At 50.6% G+C, this 15,292-nt stretch carries 15 protein-coding genes; 6 read left to right on the forward strand and 9 right to left on the reverse strand.

The features are described 5' to 3' along the window. Positions 1-204: 204 nt before the first annotated feature. A complete protein-coding gene (locus BMY78_RS01220) occupies positions 205-1,353 on the reverse strand; it encodes a DUF418 domain-containing protein (RefSeq protein ID WP_090893912.1) in 1,149 nt (382 codons plus the stop codon). Positions 1,354-1,526: 173 nt separating this feature from the next. On the opposite strand from BMY78_RS01220, the gene BMY78_RS01225 reads away from it, so the two are divergent. Genes BMY78_RS01225 through BMY78_RS01240 form a run of 4 tightly spaced genes read left to right on the forward strand, consistent with a single transcriptional unit; the run spans position 1,527 to position 4,361 of the window. Then, complete coding sequence (locus tag BMY78_RS01225; protein ID WP_090893914.1) at positions 1,527-2,456, forward strand: NUDIX hydrolase; 930 nt, start codon at positions 1,527-1,529, stop codon at positions 2,454-2,456. A gap of 18 nt (positions 2,457-2,474) precedes the next feature. Beyond that, positions 2,475-2,972 (forward strand): NADAR family protein, encoded by a 498-nt coding sequence (locus BMY78_RS01230; RefSeq protein ID WP_090893917.1) that lies wholly within the window; start codon positions 2,475-2,477, stop codon positions 2,970-2,972. Next, a complete protein-coding gene (locus BMY78_RS01235; protein WP_090893921.1) occupies positions 2,953-3,891 on the forward strand; it encodes a TIGR02452 family protein in 939 nt (312 codons plus the stop codon). Before BMY78_RS01230 ends, BMY78_RS01235 begins: the two co-directional genes overlap by 20 nt. A 47-nt stretch (positions 3,892-3,938) precedes the next feature. Next, the gene (locus BMY78_RS01240) at positions 3,939-4,361 is read left to right on the forward strand and encodes a macro domain-containing protein (protein WP_090893923.1); all 423 of its coding nucleotides are present in this window, start codon (positions 3,939-3,941) and stop codon (positions 4,359-4,361) included. A gap of 160 nt (positions 4,362-4,521) precedes the next feature. Here BMY78_RS01240 and BMY78_RS01245 read toward each other — a convergent pair whose 3' ends face one another. The 6 genes from BMY78_RS01245 to BMY78_RS01270 form a co-directional block, all read right to left on the reverse strand. Continuing rightward, positions 4,522-5,469 (reverse strand): iron-hydroxamate ABC transporter substrate-binding protein, encoded by a 948-nt coding sequence (locus tag BMY78_RS01245; RefSeq protein ID WP_090893925.1) that lies wholly within the window; start codon positions 5,467-5,469, stop codon positions 4,522-4,524. Positions 5,470-5,563: 94 nt separating this feature from the next. After that, positions 5,564-6,580, reverse strand: a complete 1,017-nt coding sequence (locus BMY78_RS01250) for a FecCD family ABC transporter permease (protein WP_090893927.1) — start codon at positions 6,578-6,580, stop codon at positions 5,564-5,566. Positions 6,581-6,582: 2 nt separating this feature from the next. Further along, entirely contained in the window at positions 6,583-7,554 is a 972-nt protein-coding gene (locus BMY78_RS01255) for a FecCD family ABC transporter permease (RefSeq protein WP_177185776.1), read from the reverse strand. Between the two features lie 202 nt (positions 7,555-7,756). Beyond that, the gene (locus BMY78_RS01260; protein ID WP_090893929.1) at positions 7,757-9,475 is read right to left on the reverse strand and encodes a helix-turn-helix domain-containing protein; all 1,719 of its coding nucleotides are present in this window, start codon (positions 9,473-9,475) and stop codon (positions 7,757-7,759) included. Between the two features lie 33 nt (positions 9,476-9,508). Further along, on the reverse strand, positions 9,509-10,258 hold the full coding sequence (gene fetB / locus BMY78_RS01265) for an ABC transporter permease (protein WP_090893931.1): 750 nt from the start codon (positions 10,256-10,258) through the stop codon (positions 9,509-9,511). Between the two features lie 9 nt (positions 10,259-10,267). After that, positions 10,268-11,008, reverse strand: coding sequence for an ABC transporter ATP-binding protein (locus BMY78_RS01270; RefSeq protein WP_090893933.1), 741 nt, complete (start codon positions 11,006-11,008; stop codon positions 10,268-10,270). Between the two features lie 228 nt (positions 11,009-11,236). Here BMY78_RS01270 and BMY78_RS01275 point away from each other — a divergent pair, with 228 nt between their 5' ends. Both BMY78_RS01275 and BMY78_RS01280 read left to right on the forward strand, forming a co-directional pair. Further along, positions 11,237-12,241, forward strand: coding sequence for a Gfo/Idh/MocA family protein (locus tag BMY78_RS01275; protein WP_090893935.1), 1,005 nt, complete (start codon positions 11,237-11,239; stop codon positions 12,239-12,241). Between the two features lie 17 nt (positions 12,242-12,258). Beyond that, positions 12,259-12,879, forward strand: a complete 621-nt coding sequence (locus BMY78_RS01280) for a pyroglutamyl-peptidase I (protein WP_090893937.1) — start codon at positions 12,259-12,261, stop codon at positions 12,877-12,879. A 516-nt stretch (positions 12,880-13,395) separates the two neighbouring features. On the opposite strand, the gene BMY78_RS01285 is transcribed toward BMY78_RS01280, so the two are convergent. Both BMY78_RS01285 and BMY78_RS01290 read right to left on the reverse strand, forming a co-directional pair. Further along, positions 13,396-14,238: a 1,4-dihydroxy-6-naphtoate synthase gene (locus BMY78_RS01285; RefSeq protein ID WP_063568235.1), complete on the reverse strand. Its 843-nt coding sequence runs from the start codon at positions 14,236-14,238 to the stop codon at positions 13,396-13,398. Next, the gene (locus BMY78_RS01290; RefSeq protein ID WP_177185624.1) at positions 14,235-15,110 is read right to left on the reverse strand and encodes a futalosine hydrolase; all 876 of its coding nucleotides are present in this window, start codon (positions 15,108-15,110) and stop codon (positions 14,235-14,237) included. The genes BMY78_RS01285 and BMY78_RS01290 overlap by 4 nt, the downstream gene beginning before the upstream one ends. Positions 15,111-15,292 lie beyond the last annotated feature (182 nt).

Genomic DNA, 15,292 nt, shown 5'->3' on the forward strand with positions numbered 1-15,292 from the left:
CCATCCTTTTAATTAGTCGACTAACTAAATGATAAGTTTCATTTGACATATCGTCAAGTAAAGTTGTTATTTTATTTTTGACTAAAAGAATGATTGGTGTCTTCCATATTTTTTAACATCAAAACCAATTGAAAAGGATAGGGCAACGGAGTATTAATCCGCGAACCTATCCTTTTTGTGAGTATTCTACATATGGAACAAAGGTTACATGGGGGTGGAACGTGAAGTGTCTTTAGCTGCAGGTGAGATGGACAATTTACGCCATACCCACTCGATCGGACCTTGACGAAATCTGCGCAGCCAGAGGTGGGAGAAGATCATTAATATTACACAGATGCTGGCCCACACTAGCAAGATGAACAGGGAGGAAAGCTGTCCACCGAGTCCAAGACCCCATCCATAGAAGAGGGCGGAGGCGATGATATTCTGCAAAATATAGCAGCTCAGAGCCATCTTGCCGATTTCGCCAAAACGGTTAAAAAGGCGAGGGAATATATTTTTGTTCATCATATAAGCAATCAGTCCCAAGTAACCAAGAGTAAGCACGGGAGCGCTAATATAACGGACGAACAGGTCCATAATACCACCAGGAACCAGTAGAAGTAGGTTAAGAGGAATGCCTACGGCAAGTCCCACAATCATTAAGTTGCGACGTTTGAGGCGCCCCGAATCATGATCTGAGAATATTTGGGCCCGCATAAGCAGCGCTCCCAGCAGGAAGAGGAACACATTGAGTGGAATGATGGCAATGGATTCCGTGCGGAAGAAACCGAAGTTGCTAAGACGGAACATCACTTGCTCCCACCAGGTGCCCGAGGCGTATAGACCCGTGATCGTGTCCATGCCATTGAAGGCTGAACCGGATTCCAGCGCCAATAATGCCGTAATTCCGGTAATCCCAATCAGATGCACGCCACCTGCGATGCCCATCATGATCAGAATGAAACGACGGGAGCGATTAATGATGAAGGAGACAATCATGCCTGTAATGGCATAACTCATCAGAACATCGTATTCCATGACCAACGTGTAATGCAGCAGACCATCAATCAGCAAAAGAACGCATGTCCAGATGTAGACACCAGGCCAAGTATAGCCTTCACGCTGGGCTTTTTGCCGCTTCATCTCCATGCCCGCCCCGAAGAGTAGCGTGAGCAGTCCGAGAAATTTGCCATTGACCAGCACCATCATCATCGTTTGCAGCAGTTTGTCCCATGAACTCCACCACGGCTCAAGCGGATCACTAAACATTTTGTTCAGATCACCTAAGTATGCAAACAGCCAGATGTTTGTCCCCAATGTTCCGATAATGGCAAAACCTCTGAGAATATCCAATAATGCGATTCGTTTCATTGCCTCACCTTTTCTAACACAAGTGTTTTAAAATAAAATAACACATTTGTATTAAATAAAACAACTGATTTATTCCTAATTGGAAATATTGACCTAGGTCAAAAAGATATGTTAGATTGTTATTAACTAATTGTTAATAACAAAATGTTAATAACAGAATGAGGTCTTTCGAAATGACACATAAGGGTAATTCTGATCAAAATCCATTAGCGCATCAGAATCACGTGAATATAAGTGAACAACAGTTTCTAGAAACCTATGACGCGGGCGATTACGAACGTCCTTCCGTAACGGTGGATATGTTGGTATTTACAATACGAAGTGAAACGCAGGAGAACTATCGCAAGCTTGCGGAACCTGAGCTCCAGTTGCTGCTGATCCGTCGTGGCGGTCATCCCTATATGGGGCAGTGGGCGCTTCCGGGTGGGTTTGTCTCCATGCAGGAATCGTTGGAAGATGCCGCTAGGCGGGAACTGTTCACCGAAACCGGACTGGATGATATTTATCTGGAGCAGCTGTATACCTGGGGAGATGTGCATCGTGATCCGCGTACGCGTGTAATCAGCTGTTCCTACATGGCGCTGGTTGACAGCAGCGAACTGCAACTTCAGGCTGGCGACGATGCCAGTGAAGCAGACTGGTTCCGAATGGAGCAACGGCTTCTGGAGGAGAAACGCCATATTCATGAGCGTGGACGTGTGACGGAGCGCAGGGTGCAATTGATTTTGACCAATGGAACAGAGGAATTGTCGGCTGTTATTGAGACGAAGGAAACGTTGGAAGGCAGAGTGCGCAGCAGCAACATTACCGTGAATGAGGTTCAAGGAATTGCTTTTGATCATGCGAAGATCATTTACTATGCGCTGGAACGTCTGCGGGCGAAGGTGGAGTATACCGATATAGCTTTTAATCTGATGCCGGAGACGTTCACGCTCACCGCTCTTCAGAAAGTATATGAGACCATCAGTGGCAAAAAACTTCTGGCTGCCGCCTTCCGGCGCAAAATCGCCGATTGGGTCATCGAAACGGGGGAGTATACAGGGAATGCCGGACATCGCCCCTCTCGTTTATACAGACTGAACCCGGAAAGATTGGCCCCATAAAGTTAGGAGGGATTATCGATGGAGAAGTTTACATTTTTCTGGCGCACAGCGTCTCCGTTCTCACAGTGGCACCCGGCGGATTTTACCGTGAATGGCATTCATTACACGAGTGCAGAGCAATATATGATGCACCAGAAAGCACTGCTGTTCGGCGATCAGATTATTGCAGACAAGATCCTGAAAGCAAGCTCCGCTTCCGTACAAAAAAAGCTGGGCAGACAGGTCGCAGGGTTCGACCAGACGGTATGGGAAGCGGAGTGCAAACGCATTGTCTATGAGGGCAACGAAGCCAAATTCACCCAAAACGAACAACTGCTGACCACACTGCTCGCCACCCGCGGCACGACCCTGGTGGAAGCAAGCCCGGATGACCGCATCTGGGGTGTTGGATTGGCGGAAGAAGACCCGCGCATCCGTAATAGAAAAACGTGGCGGGGAACCAACTGGCTGGGTGAGATCCTCACCCGTCTTAGAGAAAATATAGGAAGTGATGAAGATGAACGATCAACAATATAAGAACAATATACAGAACAACAATCGCAGTAAAACAACAGATTTCCATAGCACAAATCAACGTTCCAAACGATCTCATATCGCCCATCAGACGCTGGCTATTCTGGAAGAAGGAGAATACGTGAACGAGTATGATCGCAGAGTTCAGATCGGTATGGATTTACAGCGAGCGATCCGGGATTCGATATTATATCGTCCAACGGAGCTTATCGATCTTCGAGAAAAGAGAGCTAAAGAAATGGTTCAGATGCAACCTGCCACCGAAGCTTCGGCCGTTCGCATCGAGGTTACGGGCGAGACCACACTCGCAGCCGCTTCACGTCTTTCTGTGGATGAAGGAAGGGAAGATGTCGTTTGCCTGAACTTTGCATCAGCGAAAAACCCCGGCGGCGGCTTCCTGGGAGGCAGCCAGGCACAGGAGGAAAGCTTGGCTCGTGCTACAGGCCTGTACCCATGTATCGCCCAAATGAGCGAAATGTATGATTACAATCGAAAGCTGAGATCCTGTTTGTACTCGGACTACATGATCTATTCGCCTGCTGTCCCGGTGATTCGCGATGACGAGGATCGGCTGCTGGGCAAATATTATCTGACGTCATTCATCACAGCGCCTGCTGTAAATGCAGGAGTGGTGAGAGATCGGGAGGATGCCGATGAGCAGCAGATTGAGTCCGTCATGAAAGGGCGTATTCGCTATATTCTGGACGTGGCCGCGCTGCATGGACATCAAACCATTGTACTAGGTGCATATGGCTGCGGGGTATTCAGGAATGATCCGGCGGACGTAGCGAAGTATTTCCATGATGTATTGGTAGAGGAGAAATTTAGGCATTCCTTTGAACGAATCGTATTTGCCGTATTGGACCGGTCAGCAGGACAGAAAACGCTCAAGGCGTTTGAGGATCGTTTGGCGGGAGACTGAGTTGGAGAAATTGAAAAAGTAAAAGTTGTAAAGGGGAAGAGGACAATATGGAGTTTCGCGAAATACAGCAGGATTTGTTTACCATGGATGACAGTTACACGCTTGCACACTGTATTTCCGCAGATGCCCGCATGGGTGCAGGAATTGCTGTGCAGTTTCGGCAGCGATTTGGATTGGAGGTTCTCCAGGAGCAGGCGCAGCAGGAGCCGCTTGAGATCGGACAATGTTATCCGGTAGGACGGACGCTGAATTTGGTCACCAAGGCCAAGTTTTCGAACAAACCGACCTATCAGTCGTTTACTCGTGCCGTGGAATCCATGCGTGACATATGCGTTAGAGAGGGGCTCAACAAACTGGCGATGCCGCAAATCGGCTGCGGGCTGGACAGGTTGAAGTGGGATAAGGTGAAGGGCATTATTCAGAATGCTTTTGCCGAAACGGATGTTGAGATCGTCGTTTGTACCTTGTGATTCGGCCATGCCGACGGACTTTTATCTACAGGGATACCGATTTGGATAATAAAAAAACCTCTGCTTTGAGTGGATGAAGAGAGCATGTTCGCTGACTCTGTTTCGATCTACAAAGAGAGGTTTTTTGGTGTTTTTTTATATGTTGTGCATAAGGAACATTTTATTTCTTAGAAAACATTTCTTTGGCTTCATCCATGGCCATTTTATTGCCGATTGAAGAATAGTCCAGCCAAGGTTGAGCACCGATCGGGTAGACATGACCTGCTTTGACAGCCTTCAGTCCTTGCCAGATCGGATTGTTTTGCAGTTCTTTGAACATGCTCTGAGCTTCATCATCCGAGTTCACAACTACGAAGATCGCATCGGCATCAAAGTCCGGCAGCACTTCACGGGAAATAACTTGATACGGTTTGGACGAGTCGAAATCCTTAATACCTTTAACTGGAGTTAACCCCAGATCTTCGTACAAAATCGGGCCCATTGGACGGCGTGTACTGAATACACGCAGTTCTTTGGCAGTAACACGGATCGCCATTACAGTGCCGTCACCGATTGTATCGTGGATCAGGGATTTCACTTCTTCCGTTTCAGTTGCATAATCCTGAATGTATTGTTCGGCTTCTTTCTCGCGGTTGACCAGTTTACCAATGTCCTTCAGGTGGTCGCGCCAAGTGCCATCATCCAGATTGAAGACGTGTACAGGGGCAATTTTCTCGAATTTGGCAATATCATCACCGGAGAATTCTTCGTCGAGATAGATGACATCCGGTTTCAGGGCAAGTAAGGCTTCCATGTCCGGGTCCTTAACGGGACCAAGCGGCGTTGTATTTTGAAGACGGTCAGCAACATGGGACAGGAAGGCTTTGGCTTCCCCGCCGATCACCGAACCAACCGGGGTAATGCCGAGAGACAGCAGGTCATTGGTCAGATGGATCGACATGGATGCGATGCGTTGTTCTCCAGAAGCGGAATGGGTGTCCTGTGCAGCGTTCGAAGTGTCCTTCGTAGAACCTTCCGACGCAGAGGATGAATTATTGGCGTTCCCGCAGGCTGCGAGTACAAGCACCAGACAGATGCTCATGAAGAGCAACAGGTTTTTCTTTAACATGGGTAATCTCAATCTCCTTGAACATCTCATGGATGTCGTTTTTATGTTGGGTGTACCGGTAAAATTATTCATTCGGATTGTTCCGATAAAGCCATTACTTGGTTCGTACCAGCAGGTATAAAAAGTAAGGTGCGCCGATCGCCGCGACCACGACGCCTGCCGGAATGGAATTGGGCTGAAAGATCGTTCGCCCGACTGTATCGGCTGCAACCAGGATCACCATGCCGATGAGTCCGGCGGCTGGGATCAGATGGCGATGCATCGGGCCAACCAGTCTGCGGGCCAGATGCGGCGCCGCCAGACCAATGAATCCGATCCCGCCAGCCATGGACACACTGACGGCAGATAATGCTACCGTGCACAATAGCAAAATAACACGTTGGGATCTGACGGGTGTACCAATACTGGTCGCGGCAGCATCTCCCAGATTGAAGGCATCCAGCGTTTTGGAGCGGCTCCATATGTACGAGATGCACAGCACAATCCATGGAAGCAGCGCCTGAACATGAACCCAGTCTCTGCCCCAGACGCTGCCTGCCAGCCAGCGGGCGGCGAAGGAATAGGTGTCTTCATCCAAACGCAGGGACAGATAGAGCGTCAGGGCATGGAAACCGGCTGCTACGGCAATGCCCACCAGAATAAGCTTAATGGGGGATACTCCGTTATGTCGGTCATAGGATAGCAGCATAATAATCAACGCCGCGGCGACACTCCCTGCAAAAGCAAACAACGGAATCAGCAAGGCAACTGAGCCATTCATGGAATGGGAGAAGCTTACGAATACCATCAATCCAAAAGCCGCTCCTGCATGCAAGCCGAGGATGCCCGGATCGGCCAATGGATTGCGTGTAATGCCTTGCAGTGCCGCACCAGCCACACCGAGTCCCGCTCCGGCGAGTACAGTAACCAGAATGCGTGGCAGTCGATAGTCGAACAATACAATCTGATCATCCGGCGTGCCATAACCAAGCAGGGTGTGAAGCACGGCTATTGGTGACAGGCGAATTGTTCCCGAGTTGAGGCTGATCACGATAACGGCACAGGCGATGCAGAGCAGCGCAACGCTGACCGCTATGGAACGTTTGCCCCGTGAGGGTGTATTGGTGTTCATCGCTATAGGGCCCTCCTTTCTTTACGGGCCAGATAGAGGAAGAAGGGTACACCGACAAAGGCGACCATAATGCCTACTGCCAGTTCCTGAGGCGGGTTCACAATGCGTGATCCCAGATCGGCGAGCACGAGCAGGACGGCTCCGAGCAGGGAGGACATCGGAATGATGAGTCGATAATCCACGCCAACCAATTTGCGGGAAATATGTGGAATGACCAGTCCAACAAAGCCGATCGAGCCTACAGCGGAAACGGATACGCCAGCCAGCACAACAACCGCCGTCAAGGCAAACAGCCTGGTCCAGCGGAGGTTGATTCCGAGATTAATCGCAACTTCTTCTCCTAGCGACATGAGAGATATCCGACGGGCCATAGGCAAAGTGAGTACCAGAGTAACGAGCAGAACAGGCAGAATCAGCTTCAGATGCCGCCATTCAATTCCCCCGAACCCACCCGCATACCAGAAGGCCAAATCCTGGCTCAAGTCAAAATAGATGGCGACACCGGTGCTGAGCGAACTCAGCATGGCTGCAATAACGGCCCCCGCAACAGTAAGCCTGATGGAGGTCAGACCTCCGGGGGCCGCCATACCCAGCAGGAAAATGAGCAGCGTGCCAAGCACAGCCCCTGCAAATGACAGGAACATAATCCAGCCATAAGGCAATCCCGGCCAGAAGGCGAAGCTTAGAGCCACGACAAAGGTAGCGCCTGCATTGATCCCCAGAATGCCGGTGTCTGCCAGCGGATTGCGTGTGATTCCCTGCATGAGCGCTCCGGCCACAGCAAAGGCGGCACCAATCACTGCAGCAGCAATGACTCGTGGCAGCCGTAGCTCGTGAATAATCTGATGCGGCGTTAAAGCCGGGTTGTACTGAAATATGGCAGTCCATACGGTCTCCAGTGTGAGCCCTTTGGCACCAAGAGAAATGGCGACAAACATACTAAGCAGCAGTGCGGCAATGGCCGCCAAAAACATGAGGCCAACCGTGACTGCGGATTTTCTTGGTTTAGACGGACGTTGTGATAGTCCCGGATGTTGAATGCGGGTCACTCCTTTGGTACCAACAACGCATTGCTGTTGTTATTGATTATCATTATCAATTAGTGAACATTATAAAATCTTAATTCAGGCCCGTACATGGCATAAATTAAGATTATAGAGATGGACATTTTTTAGATTACAGAAATGCTGCATGGTTCGTCAACATAGAGAGCGCTTCATCGAGCTGGATGTTGATGGAATACGGAGCGTATACGACCCATGAATTCCAGTCTATGACATGTACGCGCCCAGCCTTTACCGCGGGATAGTTTTTCCACAATGGATCAGCAGTAATCTGCTGTAACAGAGTGGTACGTTCGTGCATGGACGTAACCGCAATTAGCAGCACATCCGCTTCCAATCCATCCCATTCTCCAGGCGTGAAAGACATCCAGTTGAATCCCACTCCGGCAGGTTTGCCCGTTAGTTCCTTCTGAATTCGATCAGGAGCGGCCAGTTGCAGGCTGCGGTAAAATACATGTCCGAAGTTACGATTGCTGTACATGCGCGGTCCTTTTGCAGTTAAGGTACAGATCGCGACGGTGACCTGACCCGCTGTCTCCCTGATCTTTTTGCGAGCCCGCTCCGCCTTGCGCTCATGCCGATCCAGCCACTCCTTAGCCGCTTGAGTACGATCAACAATAGAGGCAATTTTCTGCAAATGACCAAACATATCTGTCTGATTCCAAGGGATGGTGATGATTGGAGCGACATCTCCGATATGTTCCATCGCTTTAACGGCTGCGTTGTCCTTGGTCAGAATCAAATCGGGATTCACATCCAGGAATGCCTGGCGTCCCTGTTCCCATGGTTCATAGGCATGGAACGGCAGCGTCAACGATTTGGGAACATGGGGCAGATGGCCCTGGATTTGAGCTGCACAGGGTGTGATGCCAAGCGTCATCAGGTGATCGGTGTATGGATAGGAGAGTGAGACGATATTTCGATGTACCTGCTTGGCATAGGAAGTTGGCGCATAACCGGCATGATTTCTGAAGCGGCGGCTGAAATAGAATTCGTCCCGATAGCCTACCTGGCGGGCCACATCACGAATACGCAGATCTGAAGTCATGAGCCATTCCTTGGCCCGATTCATTCGTAAATGAGTGATATATTCGATAGGATTTTTCTGCATCCGGCTCTTGAACAGCTGTGAATAATACGATGGATGCATACCTGCCAGTTCGGCCAGCTTCTCCAGCTTGATTTCGTTCATATAGTTTTCCCGCATGTACTGCAAGGTGGATCTGAGCCATTGTTCAGGCTCGTCCTGTGCTTCCGCATGCACCTGACCTTCCTGCGGCCAGAGCATATGAAGCAGATCAGTCAGAAGCAGCTGCACTTTCAGGCTGGTCTGTGAAGCTTCAGTTGTTAATTGTGCGGCAATTCGCTGTATCCCATAGTAAGGGCCCTGAATCCATCCTGTTACAGGGGAACCAAGCTCTCGCTCATATATTCGCCGTTCTTTCGTTTTCTCAGCCACCCGAAACAGATCGAAATGAATGATATACAATTCAATCTCTTGGTCCGTATCAGAGATAAGCTCAAGAAAGTTTCCCGGTGTAGACAAGAAGGCGGACTTACGAGTGACAAGGGATTCGATACCGTTCGCTACCAGCTTGCCCGTGAATTTGTGCATGTAGACCAAAGTATGGTGTGGAAGCTCCGTTTGACTCCATTGCCAATGCGTATTCACGGTAACCAGCTCTGCCTGACGCAGTTCGAGCAGCGCATCGTTCAGAAAAGCATCCATTTCCGTTCGGGACATGGATTCATCAGAGCGTTTCGGGTGATCCGGCTGGGTCAATGTATGGGAGGTGCTGCCGTTATTATTGGTGATTGGATGGGTTAACATGGTGTGACCTCCTTTCCTCGCAAGGTGGATATATCATAGCGAGCGCAGACGCATATCCGATGTGAACCACTGCCGGTACGTCATCAGGCTGAGCAGAATGCTGGTAATGGCGGCTGAGCTGGTAAAAGCAAACACGATCAGAATCTGGTAACGCACGGCCTCAACCGGATCGGCACCCGCAATAATCATGCCTGTCATCATACCAGGAAGCTGTACAAGTCCTACCGTTTTCATGCCATCAATCGTGGGGATCATGCTGGATTTTACGGAACGTTTCAATACGTCCTGAAAAGCACGTCTTGGCGTTGCGCCCAGTGCAAGCAGGGATTCAATCTCTCCTTTGGAGGACTCGACCTCGCGTTTCATCTGATTCAGGAACAGCCCGGACACTACCATGGCATTACCGATGGTCATCCCGCTCAACGGAATAATGTATTGGGGGGTAGGCTCTACAATACCCAGTCCTAACAACAGCCCCATCATGAGCAGCTCCGTGACCGTAATTGCAGCCGCAATATACAAGGAAATCCAGCGAAGTCCTTTGCCGCGTTTGCCAGCATTAAGGGAGGCTACGATAATCATGAATCCGACAATGGCAACGATAAGAGCGGGGTGATCCGAGTTAAAAATAAATTGAAGTATATATCCGACAAGCAACAGCTGTACAGCGGAACGAACGGTGCCTATAGCGATATCTTTTTCCAGATCAAGCTTCTGCCAGACAGAGATGAGCATGGTGACCATCACGAATATAATGGTAAAACTCAGAGCGATGAGTGACATGATTTCTCCTTATTCTGCCGCGGGGGCAGGATGCATAATGAATTGTCTGGCCAGGTCCGTAGCCGGGTTGTCAAAAAAATGAGCTGTTGGCTGGCGCTCCAGCAGTGTCTGATTGCCCATAAACCAGGTGGTTGTACTGAATGATTGTGCCTGTTCCTGATCATGGGTAACCCAGACGAGCGAAGTGCCTTCCTGCTGGCTCCAGCGGGTCAATTGTTCCTCCACCAGGCGTGCGTTGGTCCGATCCAGGGAAGCAGTCACTTCATCCAACAGCAGGACCTCAGGACGCAGCATCATGGAACGGATTAGGGCTATGCGTTGTTTCTCCCCACCGGAGAGGTCGATGGCCCGCTTATGAATATCAAGATTCTCCAATCCCATTCCTGCAAGCAGGAGGCGGGCGAGGTCCTGATCGTATGGCTGCCTGTGAAGCAGGTGCACGGTTTTCAGGTTATCTTCCACACTGCCTGCCAGCATGACAGCCTGCTGTGCGACATAAGTCATGCGCATGCGCCAGATACGAGGGTCCGAATCCCGATAAGAAATTCCTTTCCAGATCAGGTCTCCTTCATCAGGAATATCCAGCAGGGCGAGAATGCGGAGCAATGTGCTTTTTCCTTGGCCGGATGCACCAAGTATGGCAATGCGTTCTCCCTGATCCACGATTGCGTTCACATGTTCAAATAAAATATGCTGCTCGGTTAAACCGATACGTTTCACTAGTTTATCAATGGTTAACAGTGTGGACAAAGTCGGGTCGTCCTTTCATCTGTGATCTGCAATCATCTTAGCAAAAATACAGAAAAATTGAAATGAGAGTGGATCTCAATTAGATCAATGAAATGACATCATGGAATGTGAAAGATGAAACGGGTCTGACGCAAGCGGTTCTTTTTGGTAAAATAAAGAAGACTCCGTGTTGGCCTAATCGAGATCGTGATCTTTTTAAAATATGTTGATATCAGGGGAGGCTTTACGATGACGAAAGTTGTTGGACGGGACAAGGTGAATTGGGGCATTATGGGTACGGGATGGATTGCATCCCAGTTCGCACGAGACCTGGAGCATGCCGGGAACGCCGTAAAAGCGGCGGTGGGTTCACGAACATCTGAAAGCGCAGAGAAGTTTGCAGCTGAATATGGTTTTGCACGCGCTTACGGTTCATACGATGAGATGCTGCAGGACCCTGAAGTGGATATTATTTATGTGGCAACACCGCATCCGTTACATAAGGAAAATGTGCTTGCTTGTTTGGAAGCGGGCAAGGCAGTACTTTGTGAGAAACCGTTTACGATGAATGCCCGTCAGCTGGAGCAGCTGGTCGAGGAGGCGCGTGAGCGCAAGCTTTTTCTTATGGAAGGCATGTGGACACGCTTTCTGCCACCGATTACCCAAGCCAGAGCATGGATTGCGGAAGGCAGAATCGGCGAGGTACGTTTGGTCAAAGCCGACTTTGGTTTCCGCGTAGGCTGGGAGCCGGAAGGCAGGTTGCTTAACCCGGATCTGGGTGGTGGGGCTTTGCTTGATGCAGGGGTATATCCGATCTCCTTCGCGTCCATGATTTTTGGCGAGCAGCCTCAGCATGTGTGGAGTACGGCGAATATTGGACAGACGGGTGTGGACGAACAGTTCTCCGTACTGTTGTCTTATTCCGAAGGTCGTTCTGCATCGCTGAATGGGGCCATTCGTCTTAACTTGAGTAACGAAGCGGTCATATATGGCACAGAAGGGTATATTCGTTTACCACTTTTCCTGGCAGGCAAAGAAGCTTATCTGCACGTGAACGGCCAGGACGAACCGGAGACATTTACCGATGACCGGACGTGCATTGGATATGCGTTTGAAGCAGAGGAAGCAGGGCGCTGCATTCTGGAAGGACGTACGGAGAGCAGAACGATCCAATTGGACGAATCCCTGGAAATTATGAAGTTGATGGACACGATCCGCGGGCAGTGGGGCTTGCGTTACAAATCCGAGAAATAGACAGGAGAGGAAAAGCGATGCTGAAAATTCTGATCTCCGGATTTGAACCTTTTGGCGGGGATGCGATCAATCCGACGGGAGAGCTGATGGAGGCACTTGTGCAGGAAGTGATAGAGGGAGCGGAATTGAAAACAGTCCTGCTGCCTGTGCACTTCGATGAATGTGCGGATCTGCTGATCGCAGAGATGGAATCCTATCAACCGGATGTCGTCATCGCCTGTGGTTTGGCCAAAGGAAGGACAGCCATTACACCTGAACGGATTGCTGTTAATGTCAAAGATGTTCCTCCTGGCTCCTATTCGGACAACCAAGGCCAGCATCCCGTGGACGAGCTCATAGTGGAAGGCAGCCCGGACGGTCTGTTCTCCACATTGCCGATTCGTGCGATGGTGAATAACATGGGGGCAGCAGGCATACCGGCTGCGGTGTCCAATACGGCAGGCACGTATATTTGTAACAATACGATGTACCGGGTGCTGGATCATATCCGGTTGAAACAGCTTCCGATTCGTGCCGGATTTGTACATTTTCCAGCTTCAACAGAAATGGCTGTGCTTCAGCCTTCCGTGCCGTCACTGCCCATCCCCATGATGCTGGATGCTCTGCGGGTTATGATTCGCACGGTAGTGGGGGTGTAATAAAGTTTGGATCGTTGTAAGAAGAACGTTTGAGATTACATTGAATGGATGATTGGTTAGATCCGCTGAGTGGTTAGGTCTTATACGCGTGGTGGGATCAATGTGCCGAGGTTTGGATTATCAGTGTGTATAGGTTCGGTTTGTTATTGAAATAAATTAAAGAGGGCTGTCCTATTGTCATGAATATGACTTTATAGGACAGCCCTTTGTATTATCTAACGAACTTGAGTCACGTTAATATGCGGAATTCCACGGATACTGGAATCTAACGAATCACAGAAGCGTTATTTCGCCGTTCTTTCTGTTTTTTCTATCTATTCGCTGAGATTTAACGGAATAACGTGACTGAGGTTCGTAAGTATTGCCGTTCCGCTCAATTCTGCTTAATAAGGTGTTACCGATTCGTTAGCGCCTCGGACACGAGATATTAGCAATGAGACTGTACCCAGCAGAAAATAGAAAAAGAGATTGGCACAGCCTAGCTTCATTGATTGTTTGGATTGATGCCCTTGCGAATTAGATCCGCAACAAATCCAGATCGAACTCGGGAACAAGTCCTTCTTTCATCGCTCGTCCAAGCAATGCTGTAATTGCACCGTAACCATCATCGCCCAGGTTGGCGCTGAACTCGTTAACGTACAGGCCGATATGCTGTGCAGTTACATCAGGGTCCATCTCTTGTGCATGTTCCATGACGTATGCTTTGGACTCATCCGGATGCGCCCATGCGTATTCCACCGAGGCACGTGCCCAACCTGCAAGGGCGTGAGCATCCAGGTTGCGACGGGCGATGATTGCACCCAGCGGGATTGGCAGACCTGTGTCGCTTTCCCACCAGTTACCGAGATCTGTCATCAGTTTGAGATCATAATTCTGGTACGTGAAGCGTGCTTCATGGATAACCAGGCCGGCATCGATCTTGCCATCCCGGACAGCAGGCATAATCTGGTCGAATGGCATAACGACAATCTCGCCTACACCGCCGGGAACATTTTGTGCTGCCCAGAGACGGAATAGCAGGTAGGCTGTTGAACGTTCACTCGGCACGGCAACTCGGCGTCCCGAGAGATAGGCCGGATCGGTTGTGCCGTTAGCGGTCAGAACCAGTGGACCACATCCTCTGCCAAGTGCGCCGCCCGCAGGCAAAAGCGCATAATCATTCAGCACATAAGGCAGTGCTGCATAGGATATTTTCATGACTTCAGGTGTATCTGGTCCATCCGGATTTGCGGCAAGGCCGTTGGTAATATCAATGTCCGCATAACGGACATCAAGCTCAGGTGCACCAGGAATCAGTCCATGCACCCAGGCGTGAAAGATAAATGTATCGTTGGGACAAGGGGAAAATGCAATTTTCATGATGTAAGTACCTCCCGTAAAATGGAACTTGCAGCCTGGAGCGCATCCAGGGCATCCTTGATGCGCCAGGCGTCGCGGTCGCGTGGGCCGACCGCGTTGGATATGGCCCGCAGTTCGAGTGCTGGCAAGCCGAACTGCTGGGCTGCCGTTGCCACGCCGAAGCCTTCCATGCCTTCGGCGGCGGCATCTGGCACGCGGCGCAGCAGCTCCGCGGCCGTCTCGGCCGTTCCGGTCGCCGTGGATACGGTGACCGCGGTGCCTCCGCTGACAGCGAGCCCTGCCCGCTGCAGCTCATGGCGCAGGCGCGCGGCAAGCGCCGCGTCCGCCGCCACACGGGACGAGCCGAAACCGAGCTCGTCCACGCTGAGGAAGCCGTCTGGCGTCTGCGAGCCCAGATCGGCGGCAACCATGGCGTCGGCTACCACGAGGGAGCCGACGTCCGCCCGGCCGGGGAACCCGCCGCCGATGCCGGCACTGACCACCAGCGTGTACGCTGGGGTCAGTCCGGTCCCGGCAAGGGGCCCCGGCCTTGAGGATGCGGCAGATGCCTGTGCCGCATCAGTTTGGCTTGGCGCGGCGGAGCCTTGCGCCAGCGCACTTGCGCCAGCCGCTGCTGAGGCAAAGGCCAGCGCGGCAGCGGTTCCTGCTGCGGCCGAGGCAGGGCCTACGCCCGCAGCAATAACATCAAAGCGTTCTGCTGCCTGGTCACCCAGGCCGCGCAGTACAGCCTCTTTTTCCGCATCAACGGCGGTTACGATTAATACACGCTTTGTCGATGCTGCTGCTGTCGCGTTTGTTTCAAAGCGATTTGACACGCTTGTAGTTTCTGGGCGATTACGATCTATAGAATCATTCTGTTTCTGTTCATTCATCCCGGATTCTCCCTCATGAGGTTTTTATAAAGCCATCTATAAAATATGTACGCATATGTCAGACGTTAGGACAACTGTACAAGCAACGAGCGAAGCGAGCAAGAGAACCAGTATGCAAGTACAACGTTCTTCTCCATCATAACGGAAGGGGAAAGATCAGAACAAGCTTTGAACGTATTTAG

The sequence above is a fragment of the Paenibacillus sp. OK076 genome (assembly GCF_900110055.1).
Classification (GTDB): domain Bacteria; phylum Bacillota; class Bacilli; order Paenibacillales; family Paenibacillaceae; genus Paenibacillus.

What these genes read in the sequence shown, in the direction of transcription:
- BMY78_RS01220 (WP_090893912.1), bottom strand. Translation starts at nt 1,353, where the DNA reads ATGAAACGAATCGCATTATTGGATATTCTCAGAGGTTTTGCCATTATC.
- BMY78_RS01225 (WP_090893914.1), top strand. Translation starts at nt 1,527, where the DNA reads ATGACACATAAGGGTAATTCTGATCAAAATCCATTAGCGCATCAGAAT.
- BMY78_RS01230 (WP_090893917.1), top strand. Translation starts at nt 2,475, where the DNA reads ATGGAGAAGTTTACATTTTTCTGGCGCACAGCGTCTCCGTTCTCACAG.
- BMY78_RS01235 (WP_090893921.1), top strand. Translation starts at nt 2,953, where the DNA reads ATGAACGATCAACAATATAAGAACAATATACAGAACAACAATCGCAGT.
- BMY78_RS01240 (WP_090893923.1), top strand. Translation starts at nt 3,939, where the DNA reads ATGGAGTTTCGCGAAATACAGCAGGATTTGTTTACCATGGATGACAGT.
- BMY78_RS01245 (WP_090893925.1), bottom strand. Translation starts at nt 5,469, where the DNA reads ATGTTAAAGAAAAACCTGTTGCTCTTCATGAGCATCTGTCTGGTGCTT.
- BMY78_RS01250 (WP_090893927.1), bottom strand. Translation starts at nt 6,580, where the DNA reads ATGAACACCAATACACCCTCACGGGGCAAACGTTCCATAGCGGTCAGC.
- BMY78_RS01255 (WP_177185776.1), bottom strand. Translation starts at nt 7,554, where the DNA reads ATGTTTTTGGCGGCCATTGCCGCACTGCTGCTTAGTATGTTTGTCGCC.
- BMY78_RS01260 (WP_090893929.1), bottom strand. Translation starts at nt 9,475, where the DNA reads ATGTTAACCCATCCAATCACCAATAATAACGGCAGCACCTCCCATACA.
- fetB (WP_090893931.1), bottom strand. Translation starts at nt 10,258, where the DNA reads ATGTCACTCATCGCTCTGAGTTTTACCATTATATTCGTGATGGTCACC.
- BMY78_RS01275 (WP_090893935.1), top strand. Translation starts at nt 11,237, where the DNA reads ATGACGAAAGTTGTTGGACGGGACAAGGTGAATTGGGGCATTATGGGT.
- BMY78_RS01280 (WP_090893937.1), top strand. Translation starts at nt 12,259, where the DNA reads ATGCTGAAAATTCTGATCTCCGGATTTGAACCTTTTGGCGGGGATGCG.
- BMY78_RS01285 (WP_063568235.1), bottom strand. Translation starts at nt 14,238, where the DNA reads ATGAAAATTGCATTTTCCCCTTGTCCCAACGATACATTTATCTTTCAC.
- BMY78_RS01290 (WP_177185624.1), bottom strand. Translation starts at nt 15,110, where the DNA reads ATGAATGAACAGAAACAGAATGATTCTATAGATCGTAATCGCCCAGAA.